The sequence below is a fragment of the Colwellia sp. 75C3 genome, from assembly GCF_002836255.1.
In the GTDB taxonomy this organism is placed as follows: Bacteria; Pseudomonadota; Gammaproteobacteria; order Enterobacterales; family Alteromonadaceae; genus Colwellia.
In genome coordinates this window covers 35,146-51,963 of record NZ_PJAU01000058.1, presented here as the reverse complement: position 1 = coordinate 51,963, position 16,818 = coordinate 35,146, and the positions used below count along the sequence as shown (strand labels likewise).

Sequence of the window (16,818 nt, the reverse complement as noted above, 5' to 3'; positions counted from 1 at the left end):
TGAGACCATTTATACTGCGACCATCTTTTTCTCGGTATAAGTATAATAATTATGATAAAAAAAATTGGTTTATCACTTCTTTCAGCCACAGTGTTAGTCGGTTGTGTTGCTGCAACGTCGGATGACTCTTCACAAGGCAACTCCTCACAAGTGAATAGTGCTCAAGATATTAGCGCAAGTTATGACAGTATTAATACGGCGCAATTAATCGAACACACAAAAGTCTTATCTTCTGATAAATTCGGTGGTCGTGCGCCATCAAGTGAAGGTGAAAAACTTACCCTTGACTACTTAACTGAGCAGTTTACCGCAATTGGCTTTAAGCCAGGTAATGGCGACAGTTTTTTACAAGAAGTACCGTTAGTATCAATTGAAGCGTCAACTGATATGACATTGGCTATTGGTGGAAAAAACTACCAGCACGGTACCGATATGGTAATGGGTAGTGCCCGAATTAGTGAATTAGAGCAGCTTAAAAATTCAGAGCTAGTCTTTGTTGGTTACGGTGTTAACGCGCCAGAATATAACTGGAACGATTATAAAGGCCTTGATGTTAAAGGTAAAACGGTTGTTATTTTAGTTAATGATCCTGGTTTTGCTACACAAGACCCTGAGTTATTTACCGGTAATGCCATGACTTATTATGGTCGTTGGACATATAAGTATGAAGAAGCGAGCCGTCAAGGCGCTGAAGGGGCAATTATCATCCATGAAACTGCACCAGCTTCATACGGTTGGTCGGTAGTTAAAAACTCTTGGACTGGTCCTCAGTTTAGTTTTCAACGTGATGATTTAAATAAAGACAGAGTTGCAGTAGAAGGTTGGATTAACAGTACTGTTGCAAACGAGTTGTTTGAAAAAGCCGGTCTAGATTTTGATAAAATGAAAGAACGTGCTTCACAAGGCAGTTTCAACATTGATATGGGTAATTTGGATGCTTCGATTACCGTTAAAAATACAATCAAAAAATCAATCTCGTATAACTTTATTGCGACGTTACCAGGTCATAAAAAAGCGGATGAGCATATTTTATACTCGGCGCATTGGGATCACTTAGGTACTGATTTAACTAAAACCGGCGACCAAATTTACAATGGTGCCCGTGATAATGCTACCGGTACTGCTGCCTTAATCGAAGTAGCTGAAGCATTTGCAAAACTACCTAATACACCTGAGCGTTCAATTACCTTTTTAGCCGTAACGGCAGAAGAGCAGGGCTTACTTGGCTCTAAGTTCTATGCAGCAAACCCAGTTATTCCAGCCGCCAAAACAGTTGCTAACATTAATATGGATGCGTTAAATGTTAACGGTAAGAGTAAAGATGTTGCTGTATATGGTTTAGGCCAATCAGAGCTAGATGATTTTTTAACTAAAGCTGCGTTAAAGCAAAACCGTGATATTTCAGGTGATCCAAGACCTGCTGCAGGCATTTATTACCGCTCTGATCACTTTGCTTTTGCTAACGTAGGTATTCCAGCGTTATATGCAAAAGGTGGTGCTGTACCGGCAGATGAAGCTACAGCTGCTTTACGTGCTAAGTTAGACCCAATTCTTGGTAAGTGTTATCACGGTCTTTGTGATGAATACAGTGAAGATTGGGACTTAACAGGCGCTGTTGAAGACATGCAATTGTTCTTCGAAATTGGTGTTGAATTATCTGCTTCAGACGTTTGGCCACAGTGGAGTAAAACGTCTGAATTTAAAAGATAAGAATAGCGTTAGGTGTTGTTTTAATGGAAGTGCATATATTTTTTAAGAATTAGTATATGTACTTCATAAACTAAGCGGTAGTAGCCATAAAGCACTACCGCTTTTTTGTGACTTTTTTATATTTGAAAGGTTACTGACAAATGTCAGCTAACTTTGCTTGAGTGGCTTGCTGTAAATCTTGCGGGCTTAATTCAATTTCTAAACCTCTTTTCCCAGCACTGACAAACATAGTTGCAAATTGTTGTGCTGAGGAATCGATTACTGTTTTTAAGGTTTTCTTTTGACCTAGAGGGCTAACCCCGCCCAACACATAACCGGTTGAACGCTCAACAGCCATTTTGTCGGCCATCGAGGCTTTTTTACCCGCGAACACTTTAGCGATTAACTTCATACTTAACATTGCCGACACAGGAAGCACAGCAACCACCAACGTTTTATTATCAATATTTACTATTAAAGTTTTAAAAACTCTCTCGGTAGATAGACCAAGTTTTTTTGCTGCCTCATCACCATAAGATTTACTTGCTGCATCATGGCTGTACTCATGAAGGTGATAAAAAATGTTAATTTTCTTAGCGGCATTAATTGCGGGTGTCATGTAAATCTCTTTGTCATAGTCAGTTTGGACATAACTAATAAACATAAGTATTAGCGGAATGTCACTTTCAGTGAAATTTTTCTTTATTTGTTGATGAAAAAAATAGACAATAAAATATCAAAATAAACGTCTTAACATTAAAATACAAATCATTTTGAAGTTATGATGTTAATAAATATGCAATTCGAAAATGGTACCAAGCAATGTCTAATAGTTTAAACGTAAAGGGAATTAAGTCTGTACTATTTGTCTGTATGGGTAATATCTGTCGTTCGCCTAGTGCGGAAGCTGTTTTTAGGCATAAAATGACAGCACAAGGTCTAGCATTAAAAGTTGATTCTGCGGGTACTTTGGGTGCTCATGCTAAAGAAAAACCTGATCACCGCGCTCAAAAAGCGGGTGTTGCACGGGGATATTCTTTTGATGGCATTAAAGCACGTAAAGTGACGCTACAGGACTTTAACGACTTTGACCTCATTTTAGCTATGGACCATGACAATATTGAAGAGTTAAAAAAAGTAGCGCCTCCCGCAACGGAAGAAAAAATACACTTAATGTTAGATTTTGCCGCAGGACACGAAGAAGACCAGGTACCAGATCCTTATTATGGTGGTGCCAAAGGTTTTGATTATGTACTCGATTTAGTTGAAGCGGCAAGTGAAGGTTTATTAGCAAAAATATAAACCGACATATTTATCCTCATAGCTGCTGATCTTCTCCGGCTCACAGCGAGCAATTAGTATAAAAAGTACCACGGTATAACCTTTGTAAAGTTTAACTATCGTAAAACTACAAGGGTTATTCTATGTTTGAAAGTAAAACCACACTAGACTTAGCAAAGTCACTTCAATGCCCATCGAAACTCAGCACCTAAACATCAATAAATAAAATGACGTTATAACTTTTTGTTTTTCTTAATCTGAACTAGATTTAAGTCATGATATTTTAAAGCTTAATAAAATATTTTTGATTACCCCTGATTAAATTATTTTTATCAAAACAACTCTACAGGCTTTAAAAAAAATATGAAAATAAAAAAACTACTGATAATAATATTAGTTTTAATGTCAATTTTACCTGTTTTATTCAGCTATTTTTTTATATCAGCAGAAAGTAAAAAGTTACTTCATGATAATAGTATTGCAAAACTTAACGATGTAGCTACTTTACAACATAAGCGTATACGTCAGTTATTAAGCAGTAAAAAAGAATCGGTAAACCTAATTTCCAATAGTACACAGTTAAAAGTATTGGTACGACAGGTACAAAAAATCGATTCAAAAATTAGCATAAATACAATATTGAATATACTCGTTGATGCAAAAAATTCATCAAGTAACATCGAGGATTTATCTATTATTTCTCTTGAACAAAACCTTATAGTTTCAACGGAAAGAGAAATAAATTCACACCATCGACATACTTTTAACTACTCAAAACAAAGCACAGAAAACTTGTTCAATATTCAAATATTTAAAGGGGACGATGATAGGTTAATTGTCGGTTTTTTAGAAAGGTTGTACATAAATGATAAACATATTGGCTATATATCTGTTGAGTTTTCTAGCCAAGAATTGATCAACATTATTTCCGACTATACCGGGCTAGGTCGTACGGGAGAAGTGGTACTTGCTGGGAGGAATATCGAAGGTAACACCATGTTCTTAACGCCAACTAGGCATAATGAAAACTCTGCATTTAATATTATTATACCAAAAGATAAATTAGATATCCCCATCACCTTCGCTATGCAAGGCGAATCAAGCATATTAAAGGACTATGTTGATTACCGAGCAGTACCAGTACTTGCTATATCTCGCCATATACCAGAGATGAGTTGGGGTATGATAGTTAAAATAGACAATAATGAAGTTTTTGAACAATTAGTTCATTTACAATCTTTTATTCTACAGCTTGGTTTACTTGTTATTACTTTCGCTATCGTTATTTCAATTTATTTGAGTCGGAAAATATCTGAACCAATACTTGCATTACAGCGTGTCGTTTTAGGCATTAACGAAGGAAATATAAAGTTAAGGGCACAAAGTTCCAAGTTAACGGAAGTAAATAAATTAGGGGATTCATTTAATGAAATGTTTTCATCTCAACTGCTTGCTGAGGTGACTTTGCATGATGCTATAAAGCAGTTAACTGATACGAATGGGCAATTACACGCTGAAGCGGAGCGTTTTCAACGATGGAAAGAATCTAACTTTATCGGAATACTTCATTCTGATGCTGAGGGTAATATCCTGGATGCAAATAGTGCCCTGTTAAATATGTTAGGTTATAGCGAAGTAGAATTGCATAACGGTGATATTGATTGGCAACATTTAACACCGAAAGAGTTTCTTCATTTAGACATGGAGGCTATTGAAGAAGCAAAAGAGAAAGGTTATTGGACGCCCTTCGAAAAAGAGTATTTACATAGGGATGGCAGAAGAGTACCAATACTGATTGGTGGTTCATTATTTAAATATGACTCGCAAGAATTTATTGTATTTATTATAGATTTAACCGATAGAAATAAGCAATTAGACGTATTAGAAAAATATAGACGCATCATAGATGACTCAACTGACTTGATAGCATTTATCGATACAAACTATAAGTATCAAATGGTCAACCCTACCTATTGTAAATATCATGGAATATCTAAAAAGGAGATAAAAAATCATTATATTAGCGATATTTTGGGTGAAGATATTTTTATTGAAAAAATAAAACCCCTGACTGAGCGGGTTTTATTAGGTGAAATCATTAAAGATACAGAAACTATTAATTTTAAAGCCTTAGGAAAAAAACTACTGAACGTGACATATACGCCTTATAAAAATGATGTGGGCAACATTGTAGGTTTTATATTTAGAGGGGAAGATATTACAGAGTTAGAAGAGCATCGACAATTAATTGAATCAACCAAAGTAGAGCAGCTACAAATTATTAATAGCATGCTTGAAGGTGTATTAACTACTGATAACACCGGTGTTGTATTAACCTTTAATCCGGAAGCTGAAAATATATTTGGCTATAAAGCCAATGAAATTGTAGGAAAAAATGTCTCTCTACTTATTCCCCATCATCATGCGGTACAACACGATAGCTACTTGATAGGTTTTTTAAAAGGAAATGAATCAGCGATGGTTGGTAATCGCCAAGGACGCGATGTGCTTGCTTTGCATAAACAACACCATGAATTTCCTATTAGAGTTTCAATAGCTGAATTACCCTCAAATCAACAAAGCAAAGCAAGATTCATTGCAAATTTCCAAGATTTAACCGAAGTAGAGCGACAAAATGAAATTATAAACCGCAGTCTAAGAATGGAATCATTGGGTAAGGTTATTGGTGGGATTTCTCATGATTTCAATAATATACTAGGTATAATTACCGGTTATTGTAGTTTACTGTTAGATGCTCCAACCACTGAGTTGGATAACCGATATTTATCAGTCATATCAGCCGCTAGTGAAAGAGGTGCTAAATTAACTGAAAAATTATTAGCATTTAACAAAAATCAATCTGCAGACATTAGCTTACTCTCTCTCAATGAAGTTATCTTAATGAATAAGGATATGATAGTAACGCTACTCACTAGCCAAATATCTTTACAGTTAGAGTTAGATCCTAAGCTGCGATTGACTTGTGCTGATAAAGGCTTATTGGAAGATCTACTGTTGAATATGTCAATTAATGCCATGCATGCCATGCCCAGTGGTGGCAAATTAAAGATCAAAACAGAGAACGTAATACTGAGTAACGATGACAAGTTTGATATGTCTTTTCAAGCAGGACCGCATGTAAAATTGACCATTGAAGATAACGGTTGTGGCATGGGTAAAGAAGTGTCCTCCCAAATATTCGAACCCTTCTATACTACTAAAGGAAACGTGGGCCATGGGCTTGGTTTATCACAATGTTATGGCTTTGTGAAATCATGTAACGGTGTTATTAATGTCGATTCTGTTATCAATAAAGGTACAGTTTTTTCAATCTACCTTCCTGTCACTGTAGAAAAGAAAATCACTAAAAAATCACCTGCCACTATTAGCGATGGTAATATTAAGTTTGATGCAAGAAATTATACGTTACTCATTGTTGATGATGAAAATGAAATTCGCTCATTAAATAGTGAAATACTCAACAACGCTGGCTTTAAGGTTTTTAGTTTTGACAATGCAACACAAGCATTAGCGCTTTTAAGTGATGAGCATATTGACATGATCGTCACTGATGTAGTGATGCCTAAAATGGGGGGGCTTGAATTTATTGAAAAAGCCAAAGAATTAGTACCTTCAATAAAGTACCTTTTTGTGAGTGGTTATCTTGATGAAAAAGATTCGACTCAAGCTGAAAAAATAAAACCTTTGTTGAATAAACCATACCGAGGCAGTGAACTAATTTCGGTCATAGAAGCGTTAATTCAGTCATAGAGAATAGTTATAAAGTGAGTAATACTATTTAGATTATAAAAAAGGGAGTTATAAGCTCCCTTTTTTATTTGATTAATTATACTTTTGCCTATTTAAGCGAAACGAGTTTTAACTGAATCAGCCAATAATGCTAAAATGTCGTCACTTACGGCTAAATCAACACAAGCATCAGTAATACTCTTTCCGTATGTTAACGGTGTATCTGCCTTAACAGCTTGATTACCTTCTTCTAAAAAGCTTTCAATCATCACACCAAATAGGCTGTCTTCGCCTTGACTGATTTGCTCCGCTATCGAACGAGCAACATCAATTTGCTTATTGTGATCTTTATAGCTATTACCGTGGCTACAATCAACCATAATGCTTTGCGGTAAAGAGGCTTTTTCAAGTCTTTGGCAAGTATCTTTAATATCAGCAGTATGATAATTAGGTACTTTGCCGCCACGTAAAATTACGTGAGCAAAGGGGTTACCATGGGTTTGGTAGATACACATTTGGCCACTTTTATCAGGCGAATATAATACATGCGGAACACTTGAGGCTTGAATAGCGTCAAGGGCAATTTTAACATTACCATCAGTGCCATTTTTAAAGCCAACAGGGCATGAAAGTGCCGAGGCTAATTCACGGTGTACTTGGCTTTCGGTGGTACGTGCCCCAATAGCGCCCCAGCTGATTAAGTCAGATATATACTGACCGGTAACCATATCTAAAAATTCAGTACCAGCGGGTAACCCTAAGTCATTAATTTCGACTAATAAGTTACGGGCAAGTTTTAAACCTTTGGCAACGTGAAATGACTTATCTAGATCAGGATCACTGATCAAGCCTTTCCAACCAACAGTAGTACGCGGCTTTTCAAAATAAACACGCATAACAATGAGTAATTCATTTTTATACTTGTCACGTAAAACGGTTAATTTTTTAGCGTAGTCAACAGCAGCGGTAGTATCGTGAATAGAGCAAGGGCCGATAATCACTAATAAACGCTTGTCTTCACCATTAATGACCGCTTCAATTTCTTTACGGCTTTGCATAATGAAATCTGCTGTCGCAGTGCTTAACGGTATTTGCTCAGCAAGTTGTGCAGGAGAGGCTAAATTTTCAATTAGCGTAGTACGTAATTCATCAGTTTTAATCGTCATGAAGTTCTAATTTTTATTTCGTTTTAGTTTGATTTAAGTTTGGCTTCTTCATGGGCAGTAGTACGTCGCGCATAAAGTAATTTATGCGCGATAACATAGCTAAATTAGCCACTAAAGTGAACTGTTATTACAGATTAAAGCGAATATAAAGCAATAAAAATCGAATAACTTACTAAAAGATTCATATTAGGCAATTATTCGTAATTCAATTTAATATTTGTAACGCTGTAAGCCTGTTTCTGTCAGTATTTTAGCGGTAATTTCTTCAACAGAAAGCTTGGTGGTATTGATGAAGGGTATCTTCTCATTTTTATAGAGTTTTTCTACTTCTCTTACTTCCATACGACATTGTCTTGCCGAGGAATATTTGCTATTAGCCATTCTGCCATCTCTAATATCGATTAGGCGTTGGGCGTCGATGGTTAAGCCGAACAGCTTTTTATGAAAAGGTTTCAAGAAAATAGGAATTTTAAGTTCTTCCATATCATCATCAGTGAAAGGGTAATTTGCCGCTTTTATGCCGTATTGCAATGCTAAATAAAGTGCACTGGGGGTTTTTCCTGATCGTGAAACACCCACTAAAATAACATCAGCATCATCATAATTAGTGACGTTTGAACCATCGTCATTGGCCAAGGCATAGTTCACCGCTTCAATTCGGTAATCATAACTATTTTCATGAATACTATGGGTTCTATGTGTTTTAGGTTTGGCTTTTATCGCTAACTCTTTTTCAAGAGGGGCAACAAAGGGTTCTAAAAAGTTATAAAGAACCGCATCACAGCTCTCAATAATTTCACGAATATCGTTATTAACAAAGGTATGAAACACCAAGGAAGGTTGACCTGCGCGATTAGTGGCTTTGTTAATACGCTCTTTTGCAGCAAGGGCTTTCTCGGTCGTTTCAACAAACGAAATGGTATGATGTTGAAATTCAGTCGGGAAAAGTGACAAGAGCGCATGACCGAAAACTTCAGATGTTATGGCGGTACCATCCGAGATATAAAAAGCTGATCGCATATTTAATTCTTCTTATTGAATAGTTATTTAGCAGTGATAATTTTATTGTGAAAGTTAGACTGAAAACTTTTAACTTATATTTCTTTTTGTCTTTAAGTTTGTACAACTGGCAGTGTAGAATGTAATGATACCAAGTCTATTAAGTTATTTCCCACTCAGCAAGAATTAAAAGGCTTAATAGGTAAGGCATTGATTGCAAATAATGGTTATTCCCTTATTAAAATCAATAACGCAACATTTAAGCCTTTTAAACTTGCCCTTTGGGAGCTTGTCAGCGTTCTAGTAACGGCACTAAATTTATTTGATTTAGAGTGACTAGATCTAAATCAATTTAGCTTGTTATTAAAACGTTGACATAGCTCTGAGTTGTGAATTAATTTAATAGAATTGGTATTACGCTACAAATAAATAGATACAATCAAACAAATTTATTTTTTAATTGGAGAAGTTACGTGCAAGAAAATGTTCTTTGGTATCAAAGCTTAGGCATGAATGATGTAGACCGTGTCGGCGGTAAAAATGCATCACTTGGTGAAATGATTTCTAACTTAGCAAATGTTGGCGTGCAAGTCCCTACGGGCTTTGCGACTACGTCGTTTGCATTTAATGAATTTTTAGAGCAAAGCGGTATTAATGAAAAAATTTACCAACTCCTTGATGATTTAGACGTTGACGACATTAGTGCGCTAGGAAAATGTGGTGCTATTATTCGTCAATGGATTATTGATACACCATTTCTTCCTCAAATGCAGAGTGATATTGAAGCTGCATATGCAAAACTTGCCGGTGACTTCTCAGACGATGCATCTTTTGCAGTACGTTCTTCTGCAACAGCAGAAGATATGCCAGATGCCTCTTTTGCTGGCCAACAAGAAACTTTTTTAAACGTTCGTGGTTTTGACTCAGTCATGATTGCTATTAAGCATGTATTTGCATCGCTTTTTAATGATCGAGCTATTTCATATCGCGTACATCAAGGTTATGACCATCGTGGTGTGGCGTTATCTGCTGGTATTCAGCAAATGGTGCGTAGTGATATTTCTGCTTCAGGTGTTATGTTCTCTATTGATACCGAATCTGGTTTTGACCAAGTTGTTTTCATCACTTCAAGCTTTGGTTTAGGTGAAATGGTGGTACAGGGCGCAGTAAACCCTGATGAATTTTATGTTCATAAACCAACATTGGCTAAAGGAAAACCTGCAGTAGTACGTCGTAATATTGGTAGCAAAGCCATTAAAATGATTTACTCAGATAGCCAAGAACATTCTAAGCAAGTTGAAATTGTTGATATTGACCCAGCTGATTCGAACCGTTTTTCATTAACGGATAGCGAAGTTGAAGAATTGGCTAAACAAGCGGTAATAATTGAAAACCATTACGGCCATCCAATGGATATTGAATGGGCTAAAGATGGTTTAGATGGCAAGCTATATATTGTTCAAGCACGTCCTGAAACAGTTAGAAGTCGTGAAAATGCCAATGTAATGGAACAGTTTCAATTACAAACTAACGATAACGTAACGGTTGTTTGTGAAGGTCGTTCAATTGGTCACAAAATTGGTAGCGGTGAAGCAAAGGTCTTATCGTCACTAGCAGAAATGGATAAAATTCTACCGGGCGATGTGTTAGTTACTGATATGACAGACCCCGATTGGGAGCCTATCATGAAACGCGCTTCAGCGATTGTGACTAATCGCGGCGGAAGAACTTGTCACGCAGCTATCATTGCACGTGAAATGGGTATTCCTGCGGTTGTTGGTTGTGGTAATGCTACTCAACTTATAAACACCGGCGATCATGTTACTGTTTCATGTGCAGAAGGTGATACCGGTTTTATTTACCGTGGCGAGCTAGATTACGACGTGAAAACGTCTGAAATTAATGATATGCCAGAATTACCGCTTAAAATCATGATGAATGTTGGTAATCCTGACAGAGCTTTTGCTTTTGCCCGCTTACCACATGCTGGTATTGGTCTGGCGCGTTTAGAGTTTATCATCAATAAAATGATTGGTATTCACCCTAAAGCGCTACTTAATTTCGATAGCCAATCGGCTGATTTACAAGACGAGATTAATGAAATTATCGTGGGTTATGATAACCCTGTTGAGTTTTATATTGCTAAGCTAACGGAAGGTATTTCAACGTTAGCGGCAGCATACTCACCAGAGAAAGTTATTGTGCGCATGTCTGATTTTAAATCAAATGAGTACGCTAACCTTGTTGGCGGCGAAGCGTATGAACCGCACGAAGAAAACCCTATGATTGGTTATCGTGGTGCTGCACGTTATATCTCTAAAGATTTCAGAGATTGTTTTGCTCTTGAATGTGAAGCGATAAAACGTGTCCGTAACGATATGGATTTAACCAACGTTGAAGTGATGATCCCATTTGTACGTACCTTAGGTGAAGCGGCAGCGGTTATTGATATTTTAGCTGAGCATGGTTTAAAACGTGGCGAGAATGGTTTACGCATTATTATGATGTGTGAGTTACCTTCCAATGCATTATTAGCAGATCAATTCCTTGATTACTTTGATGGCTTCTCTATTGGTTCAAATGACTTAACTCAGTTAACCCTTGGTTTAGATAGAGATTCAGGTTTAATCGCGCATTTATTTGATGAGCGTGACCCAGCGATCAAAATCTTATTAGCGATGGCGATAAAAGCCTGTAAAGCACGTGGTAAATACGTCGGTATTTGTGGTCAAGGACCTTCAGATCATGAAGATTTTGCTGCTTGGTTAGTAGAGCAGGGCATTGATAGTGTCTCGTTAAACCCAGATACAGTGTTACCAACATGGTTATATCTTGCTGAGCAATTAGCGAAAAAAGATAACGGCTAGTTTTACGCTAGGCGAATAAAAGCGGCTTACTCTATTGATTAGATAAGTCGCTTTTTTATGTGCTTAATTTGTCGGTTATATCTTAATTTACTCACTTGTAATGAGAATTTTTACCAAGTACGTTCATTGCATAAGGTATACCAAACTATTCATTTATTTGCCAAAATATTGAATATATAGCGATTGTTTGCGTAAAAATCCATTTCTTCCATGATATACTCGAAGCACTATCCTGTTTCAAAAAAGTTAAGTCGTTATGCTTCCCCATATTAGCCATAAAAATCATCTTCCTGCTTTATACACCGATTTTATTAGTTCATTAAAAGACAAAAACTTTACTGGTGATATTAATGCCAGTTATAGCGCAAGACTTTCAGTCGCAACCGACAACAGTATTTATCAGCAGTTACCGCAATTAGTCATCCAACCGCGTACTAAAGCCGATATAGCATTACTCGCTAAAACAGCGAGTAATGAGCAATACCTGAGCATAAAGTTTAGCGCTCGTGGCGGTGGTACGGGTACCAACGGGCAAAGCTTAACTCCAGGTGTTGTGGTTGATTTATCTAAATACATGAATAAAGTATTAGAGATTAATGTCGAAGAAAAATGGGTACGCGTTGAAGCTGGCGTGGTTAAAGATCAACTGAATGATTATTTACGTCCCCATGGATTTTTCTTTGCCCCGGATTTATCTACTTCAAACCGAGCGACCGTTGGCGGCATGATCAATACTGATGCGTCAGGTCAAGGCTCATTAGTTTATGGAAAAACATCTAATCATGTTTTAGCCCTTGAATCAGTATTGGCTAATGGTGAGGTTTTTAAGACTGAACCTATGGATTTAGCTCAAGCGCAAAACTTAGCAACGTTAGAGCGTACTCATGGCGAGACTTATGCGAATATTATGGCGCAAGTTCTTGACTCATGTATTGAAAATCGTGGTTTAGTGTTACAGACCTTTCCGCGGTTAAACCGCTTTTTAACGGGGTACGATTTAGAGAATGTATTAAAAGCAAACGACAACGGAGACATTACTGGCGTTGATTTATCACGCTTGATCACAGGCTCTGAAGGTTCATTAGCGTTTGTTTGTGAAGCAAAGCTCAACATTAATCCTATTCGTGTGGCTAAAACGCTGATTAATATCAAATACGATAGTTTTGATTCCGCACTTCGTCATTCTCCAGCATTGGTCGAAGCCAAAGCCACATCGGTAGAAACGATTGATTCACGCGTACTAAACCTAGCTAAGCAAGATATTGTGTGGCATAGCGTCAGTGAATTAATAACTGACGTGCCTGGTAGAGTCATGGATGGTATTAACGTTGTTGAATATAACGGTGATAGCATCGCCGGTTTAGCAGATCAGGTTGCTGTGCTGACCTCAGGCCTTGATGATTTGATTAGCCAAAGTGGCGCAGATAGCTGTGGCGTCATTGGTTACCAAGTCACTTCTGATCTTGCTAGCATTAATAAAATTTATGCGATGCGTAAAAAAGCGGTTGGTTTGTTAGGTAAAACAGAAGGTAGCCAAAAACCGTTAGCTTTTGCCGAAGATACTGCAGTACCACCAGAAAACCTTGCCGATTTCATTGGTGAATTTCGCGCGTTACTTGATGGTTATCAATTAAATTATGGCATGTTTGGTCATGTTGATGCTGGTGTATTACATGTACGTCCGGCACTTGATATGTGCGACCCTGAGCAAGAAAAATTATTACGCACTATCTCAGATGAAGTCGTTAAGTTAACCGCGAAATATGGTGGCCTTATGTGGGGCGAACATGGTCGAGGTTACCGCTCTGAATACGGTCCAGATTTTTTTGGTGAGCAATTATTTAACGAGCTTAGAAAAATAAAATCGGTATTTGATCCTCATAATAAAATGAATCCAGGGAAAATTTGTACGCCACTTGATTCAGATGAGCAATTAGTTAGCGTTGATGATATCAAACGAGGTACTTTTGATAGACAAATACCAGTGACAGTTAAAGAGTCCTTTACCGCCGCATTAGATTGTAATGGTAACGGGCTCTGTTTTAACTATGATGCAGATAGTCCAATGTGTCCGTCGAGCAAAATTACCCGTGACAGACGTCACTCGCCTAAAGGCCGCGCAGGTTTAATGCGCGAATGGTTACGTTTATTAGAAAAACAAGGTGTTGATATTCTTAAACTAGAAGACAACATTAATAACTCGAAAAATATTTGGTCGGTAAAAGAGATACTAACAACTGCTGTCGATAAATTACGTATCAATTTTATTAGCAAACCTCAACAAGATGAACAGGGTAATGGTGACTTCTCTCATGAAGTGATGGATGCAATGCAGGGGTGTTTAGCGTGTAAAGCCTGTGCTAGTCAATGTCCAATTAAAGTCGATGTGCCTGATTTCAGATCACGTTTTATCAATATATATTACTCCCGTTATGCAAGACCATTAAAAGATCACCTTGTCGCTAACGTTGAAATATTAGCGCCATTAATGGCTAAAGCCCCTAAAATCGTTAATGCGGTACTTAATACTAAGCTTTACGACAAGTTATCAGCTAAAACAATTGGTTATGTTAATACGCCTTTGCTTTCTGTTCCGACCTTGAAAAAACAAGTGAAAAAATCCGGTTTTTCAGGCTTTGATTTAAGTAAATTACAAGGGTTAACCAAAGAGCAACGCAAAGGTTATGTACTGATTGTACAAGACCCTTTTACCTCGTTTTATGATGCTAATACCGTTCAAAGTATGATGAGTCTGATTAAAAATCTTGGTTTAGAGCCTATTTTATTGCCCTTTAAGCCCAATGGTAAAGCGCAACATGTTAAAGGCTTTTTAGCGCGTTTCGCTAAAACGGCAAAATCAAGCAGTGACTTCTTAAATCAACTTGCAGCACTTGATATGCCTATGTTGGGGATGGATGCGTCAATGGTGTTGTGTTATCGCGATGAATACGCCAAAACCTTGAAAGAACAACGCGGTGACTTTACCGTATTACTTGCTCATGAATGGTTATTGACTTTTATCAAAAAAGATACCGATTTCAAAGGAGCCTTGGCCTCAAAAAATGTCTCGACAGAAATGTCAAAAGAGCCTTCTAAAAGCAAGGTATTCAAACTTTTCTCCCATTGCACCGAAAAAACAGCGTTAGTAAACAGTGAAAATGAATGGCAAACAATTTTCGAACACTTTGGCTTAGCATTAGAAAAAGTTAGTGTTGGTTGTTGTGGCATGGCAGGTACTTACGGTCATGAAAAAGCTAACTTGGACAACTCCAAAGGTTTGTTTGAATTGAGTTGGCAACCTAAAGTCGAAGCGTTAGAAAGTGAACAAATTTTAGCTACTGGCTTTTCTTGTCGCTCGCAGGTTAAACGTTTTAGTGACTTAAAAGCGAGACATCCGGTGGCAGCTATACTCGAGGCTATGCAGTAAAGTAGCTAACATTTGTTGAACCAAGCCCTAGACTTGCAGAAAAATCGAGGGGCTTGGCATGATGTTTATCTTTATAGTTTCGGAGTATAGTTTTGGAGATTAGTTAATGTCAGAGCAACGATTAGTTCTTTTATTGAAAATATCTATCTGTATCGGCTTATGTTTGTTATTGCTAGGCGTTTACTTACATCTATATAGTGATTATATGGCGTCACTTGGTGTCACGGGGATTATCATTAGTGCTATGTGTATCGCTTTTGGCTTAGTGTTTTCATTACCTACTAAAATGTATCTAACTTTTATATTAATTAAACGCGAAAGTGAAATGCAAAGTAAAGAATAAACCATTCCCGAGTAACCCACTGCTTCATCAATACCTTCTCGTTAAGCCTTTTAATAACCGTTGAGCGGTAAATTAGCTAATAGACTTGCTATTATTCATTAAAATCAACTATTACTGCTACCTAAAGCTTATTTTTCGTGTAAAATCTATCCCATTTTTACTATTTGACTTTTTATTACATTCTTTATTAATTTAATAAAGATAGAAAAGTCTACTGGTAAACGATTAAACGCAGTGCTTATTTTTAAGCCAAGACTGTTTAATACGTTTATTAACCCCCGTTTTAGAGGAAATCATGAGCTTAGACACCACCACTATAGATGATATTGTAGCGCAGGCTGAAGTTGCCATTGCACAAGCATCAGACCCAACGGCACTTGATCAAGTGCGAGTTAACTTTTTAGGGAAAAAAGGTTTATTCACCGAACAAATGAAAGGTTTAGGTAAATTACCGAAAGAAGAAAAGCCTAAAATGGGACAAGTAATTAATATTGCTAAGCAAGCAGTACAAAAATTACTTAACGACCGTGGTGAATTATTACGTGCCCAAGAGATTAAAGAAAAACTAGCGGCAGAGTCTATTGATGTAACTCTACCAGGACGTGGCACACAAATAGGTGGCTTACATCCAGTAACGCGCACTATTGCACGTATTGAAAGTTTCTTTGGTGATTTAGGTTTTGAAGTTAAAGATGGCCCTGAAGTTGAAGATGATTATCACAACTTTGATGCGCTGAATATTCCTGAACACCATCCTGCACGTCAAGATCATGATACATTCTACTTTAATCCCAAATTAGTATTACGTACGCAAACATCTGGCGTTCAAATCCGTACTATGGAAGTTGAAAAACCGCCATTGCGCATTATCTCTCCAGGTAAAGTATACCGTAACGATTACGATCAAACGCATACGCCAATGTTTCATCAAGTTGAAGGCTTGATGGTAGATAAAGACGTTAGCTTTACTCACCTTAAAGGTATTTTGCATGACTTCTTGCATCATTTCTTTGAAGAAGAAGTAGAAATCCGTTTCCGTCCTTCTTACTTCCCATTCACAGAACCTTCTGCCGAAGTAGATATTATGGGCAAAAATGGTAAGTGGTTAGAAGTATTAGGTTGTGGCATGGTGCATCCAAATGTTTTACGTAGTGTTGGTATAGATCCAGAAGTTTACACAGGTTTTGCTTTTGGTATGGGCGTTGAACGCTTAACTATGCTGCGTTATGGCGTAAATGATTTACGTGCATTCTTTGAAAATGATCTTCGCTTCTTAAAACAGTTCAAGTAGGAAAA

The 16,818-nt window shown here is 37.2% G+C and carries 10 protein-coding genes; 7 read left to right on the top strand and 3 right to left on the bottom strand.

What is annotated here, in order from left to right; genetic code table 11:
- The first annotated feature begins 51 nt into the window (after window positions 1–51).
- Complete coding sequence (locus CXF85_RS17100) at window positions 52–1,710, top strand: M28 family metallopeptidase (RefSeq protein WP_101229855.1); 1,659 nt, start codon at window positions 52–54, stop codon at window positions 1,708–1,710.
- Between the two features lie 130 nt (window positions 1,711–1,840).
- Here the strand turns inward: CXF85_RS17100 and ybaK are convergent, their stop codons facing one another.
- Window positions 1,841–2,308: a Cys-tRNA(Pro) deacylase gene (gene ybaK / locus CXF85_RS17095; protein WP_101229854.1), complete on the bottom strand. Its 468-nt coding sequence runs from the start codon at window positions 2,306–2,308 to the stop codon at window positions 1,841–1,843.
- A gap of 203 nt (window positions 2,309–2,511) precedes the next feature.
- On the opposite strand from ybaK, the gene CXF85_RS17090 reads away from it, so the two are divergent.
- A complete protein-coding gene (locus tag CXF85_RS17090) occupies window positions 2,512–2,991 on the top strand; it encodes a low molecular weight protein-tyrosine-phosphatase (protein ID WP_232771246.1) in 480 nt (159 codons plus the stop codon).
- Between the two features lie 381 nt (window positions 2,992–3,372).
- Window positions 3,373–6,741, top strand: coding sequence for a PAS domain S-box protein (locus tag CXF85_RS17085; RefSeq protein ID WP_198555680.1), 3,369 nt, complete (start codon window positions 3,373–3,375; stop codon window positions 6,739–6,741).
- Between the two features lie 92 nt (window positions 6,742–6,833).
- Here CXF85_RS17085 and CXF85_RS17080 read toward each other — a convergent pair whose 3' ends face one another.
- Together CXF85_RS17080 and ppsR are read right to left on the bottom strand one after the other, a co-directional pair.
- Window positions 6,834–7,886: a 3-deoxy-7-phosphoheptulonate synthase gene (locus CXF85_RS17080; RefSeq protein ID WP_101229851.1), complete on the bottom strand. Its 1,053-nt coding sequence runs from the start codon at window positions 7,884–7,886 to the stop codon at window positions 6,834–6,836.
- 210 nt (window positions 7,887–8,096) lie between these two features.
- Complete coding sequence (ppsR, locus tag CXF85_RS17075; RefSeq protein WP_101229850.1) at window positions 8,097–8,906, bottom strand: posphoenolpyruvate synthetase regulatory kinase/phosphorylase PpsR; 810 nt, start codon at window positions 8,904–8,906, stop codon at window positions 8,097–8,099.
- Between the two features lie 452 nt (window positions 8,907–9,358).
- On the opposite strand from ppsR, the gene ppsA reads away from it, so the two are divergent.
- The 4 genes from ppsA (at window position 9,359) to pheS (ending at window position 16,813) form a co-directional block, all read left to right on the top strand.
- A complete protein-coding gene (ppsA, locus tag CXF85_RS17070) occupies window positions 9,359–11,752 on the top strand; it encodes a phosphoenolpyruvate synthase (RefSeq protein ID WP_101229849.1) in 2,394 nt (797 codons plus the stop codon).
- 256 nt (window positions 11,753–12,008) lie between these two features.
- Complete coding sequence (gene ydiJ / locus CXF85_RS17065; protein ID WP_101229848.1) at window positions 12,009–15,179, top strand: D-2-hydroxyglutarate dehydrogenase YdiJ; 3,171 nt, start codon at window positions 12,009–12,011, stop codon at window positions 15,177–15,179.
- A gap of 106 nt (window positions 15,180–15,285) precedes the next feature.
- A complete protein-coding gene (locus CXF85_RS17060; protein ID WP_101229847.1) occupies window positions 15,286–15,522 on the top strand; it encodes a hypothetical protein in 237 nt (78 codons plus the stop codon).
- A gap of 295 nt (window positions 15,523–15,817) precedes the next feature.
- A complete protein-coding gene (pheS, locus tag CXF85_RS17055; RefSeq protein WP_101229846.1) occupies window positions 15,818–16,813 on the top strand; it encodes a phenylalanine--tRNA ligase subunit alpha in 996 nt (331 codons plus the stop codon).
- Window positions 16,814–16,818 lie beyond the last annotated feature (5 nt).

What these genes read in the sequence shown, in the direction of transcription:
- ppsR (WP_101229850.1), bottom strand. Translation starts at nt 8,906, where the DNA reads ATGCGATCAGCTTTTTATATCTCGGATGGTACCGCCATAACATCTGAA.
- CXF85_RS17100 (WP_101229855.1), top strand. Translation starts at nt 52, where the DNA reads ATGATAAAAAAAATTGGTTTATCACTTCTTTCAGCCACAGTGTTAGTC.
- ybaK (WP_101229854.1), bottom strand. Translation starts at nt 2,308, where the DNA reads ATGACACCCGCAATTAATGCCGCTAAGAAAATTAACATTTTTTATCAC.
- ydiJ (WP_101229848.1), top strand. Translation starts at nt 12,009, where the DNA reads ATGCTTCCCCATATTAGCCATAAAAATCATCTTCCTGCTTTATACACC.
- CXF85_RS17060 (WP_101229847.1), top strand. Translation starts at nt 15,286, where the DNA reads ATGTCAGAGCAACGATTAGTTCTTTTATTGAAAATATCTATCTGTATC.
- pheS (WP_101229846.1), top strand. Translation starts at nt 15,818, where the DNA reads ATGAGCTTAGACACCACCACTATAGATGATATTGTAGCGCAGGCTGAA.
- CXF85_RS17085 (WP_198555680.1), top strand. Translation starts at nt 3,373, where the DNA reads ATGTCAATTTTACCTGTTTTATTCAGCTATTTTTTTATATCAGCAGAA.
- CXF85_RS17090 (WP_232771246.1), top strand. Translation starts at nt 2,512, where the DNA reads ATGTCTAATAGTTTAAACGTAAAGGGAATTAAGTCTGTACTATTTGTC.
- CXF85_RS17080 (WP_101229851.1), bottom strand. Translation starts at nt 7,886, where the DNA reads ATGACGATTAAAACTGATGAATTACGTACTACGCTAATTGAAAATTTA.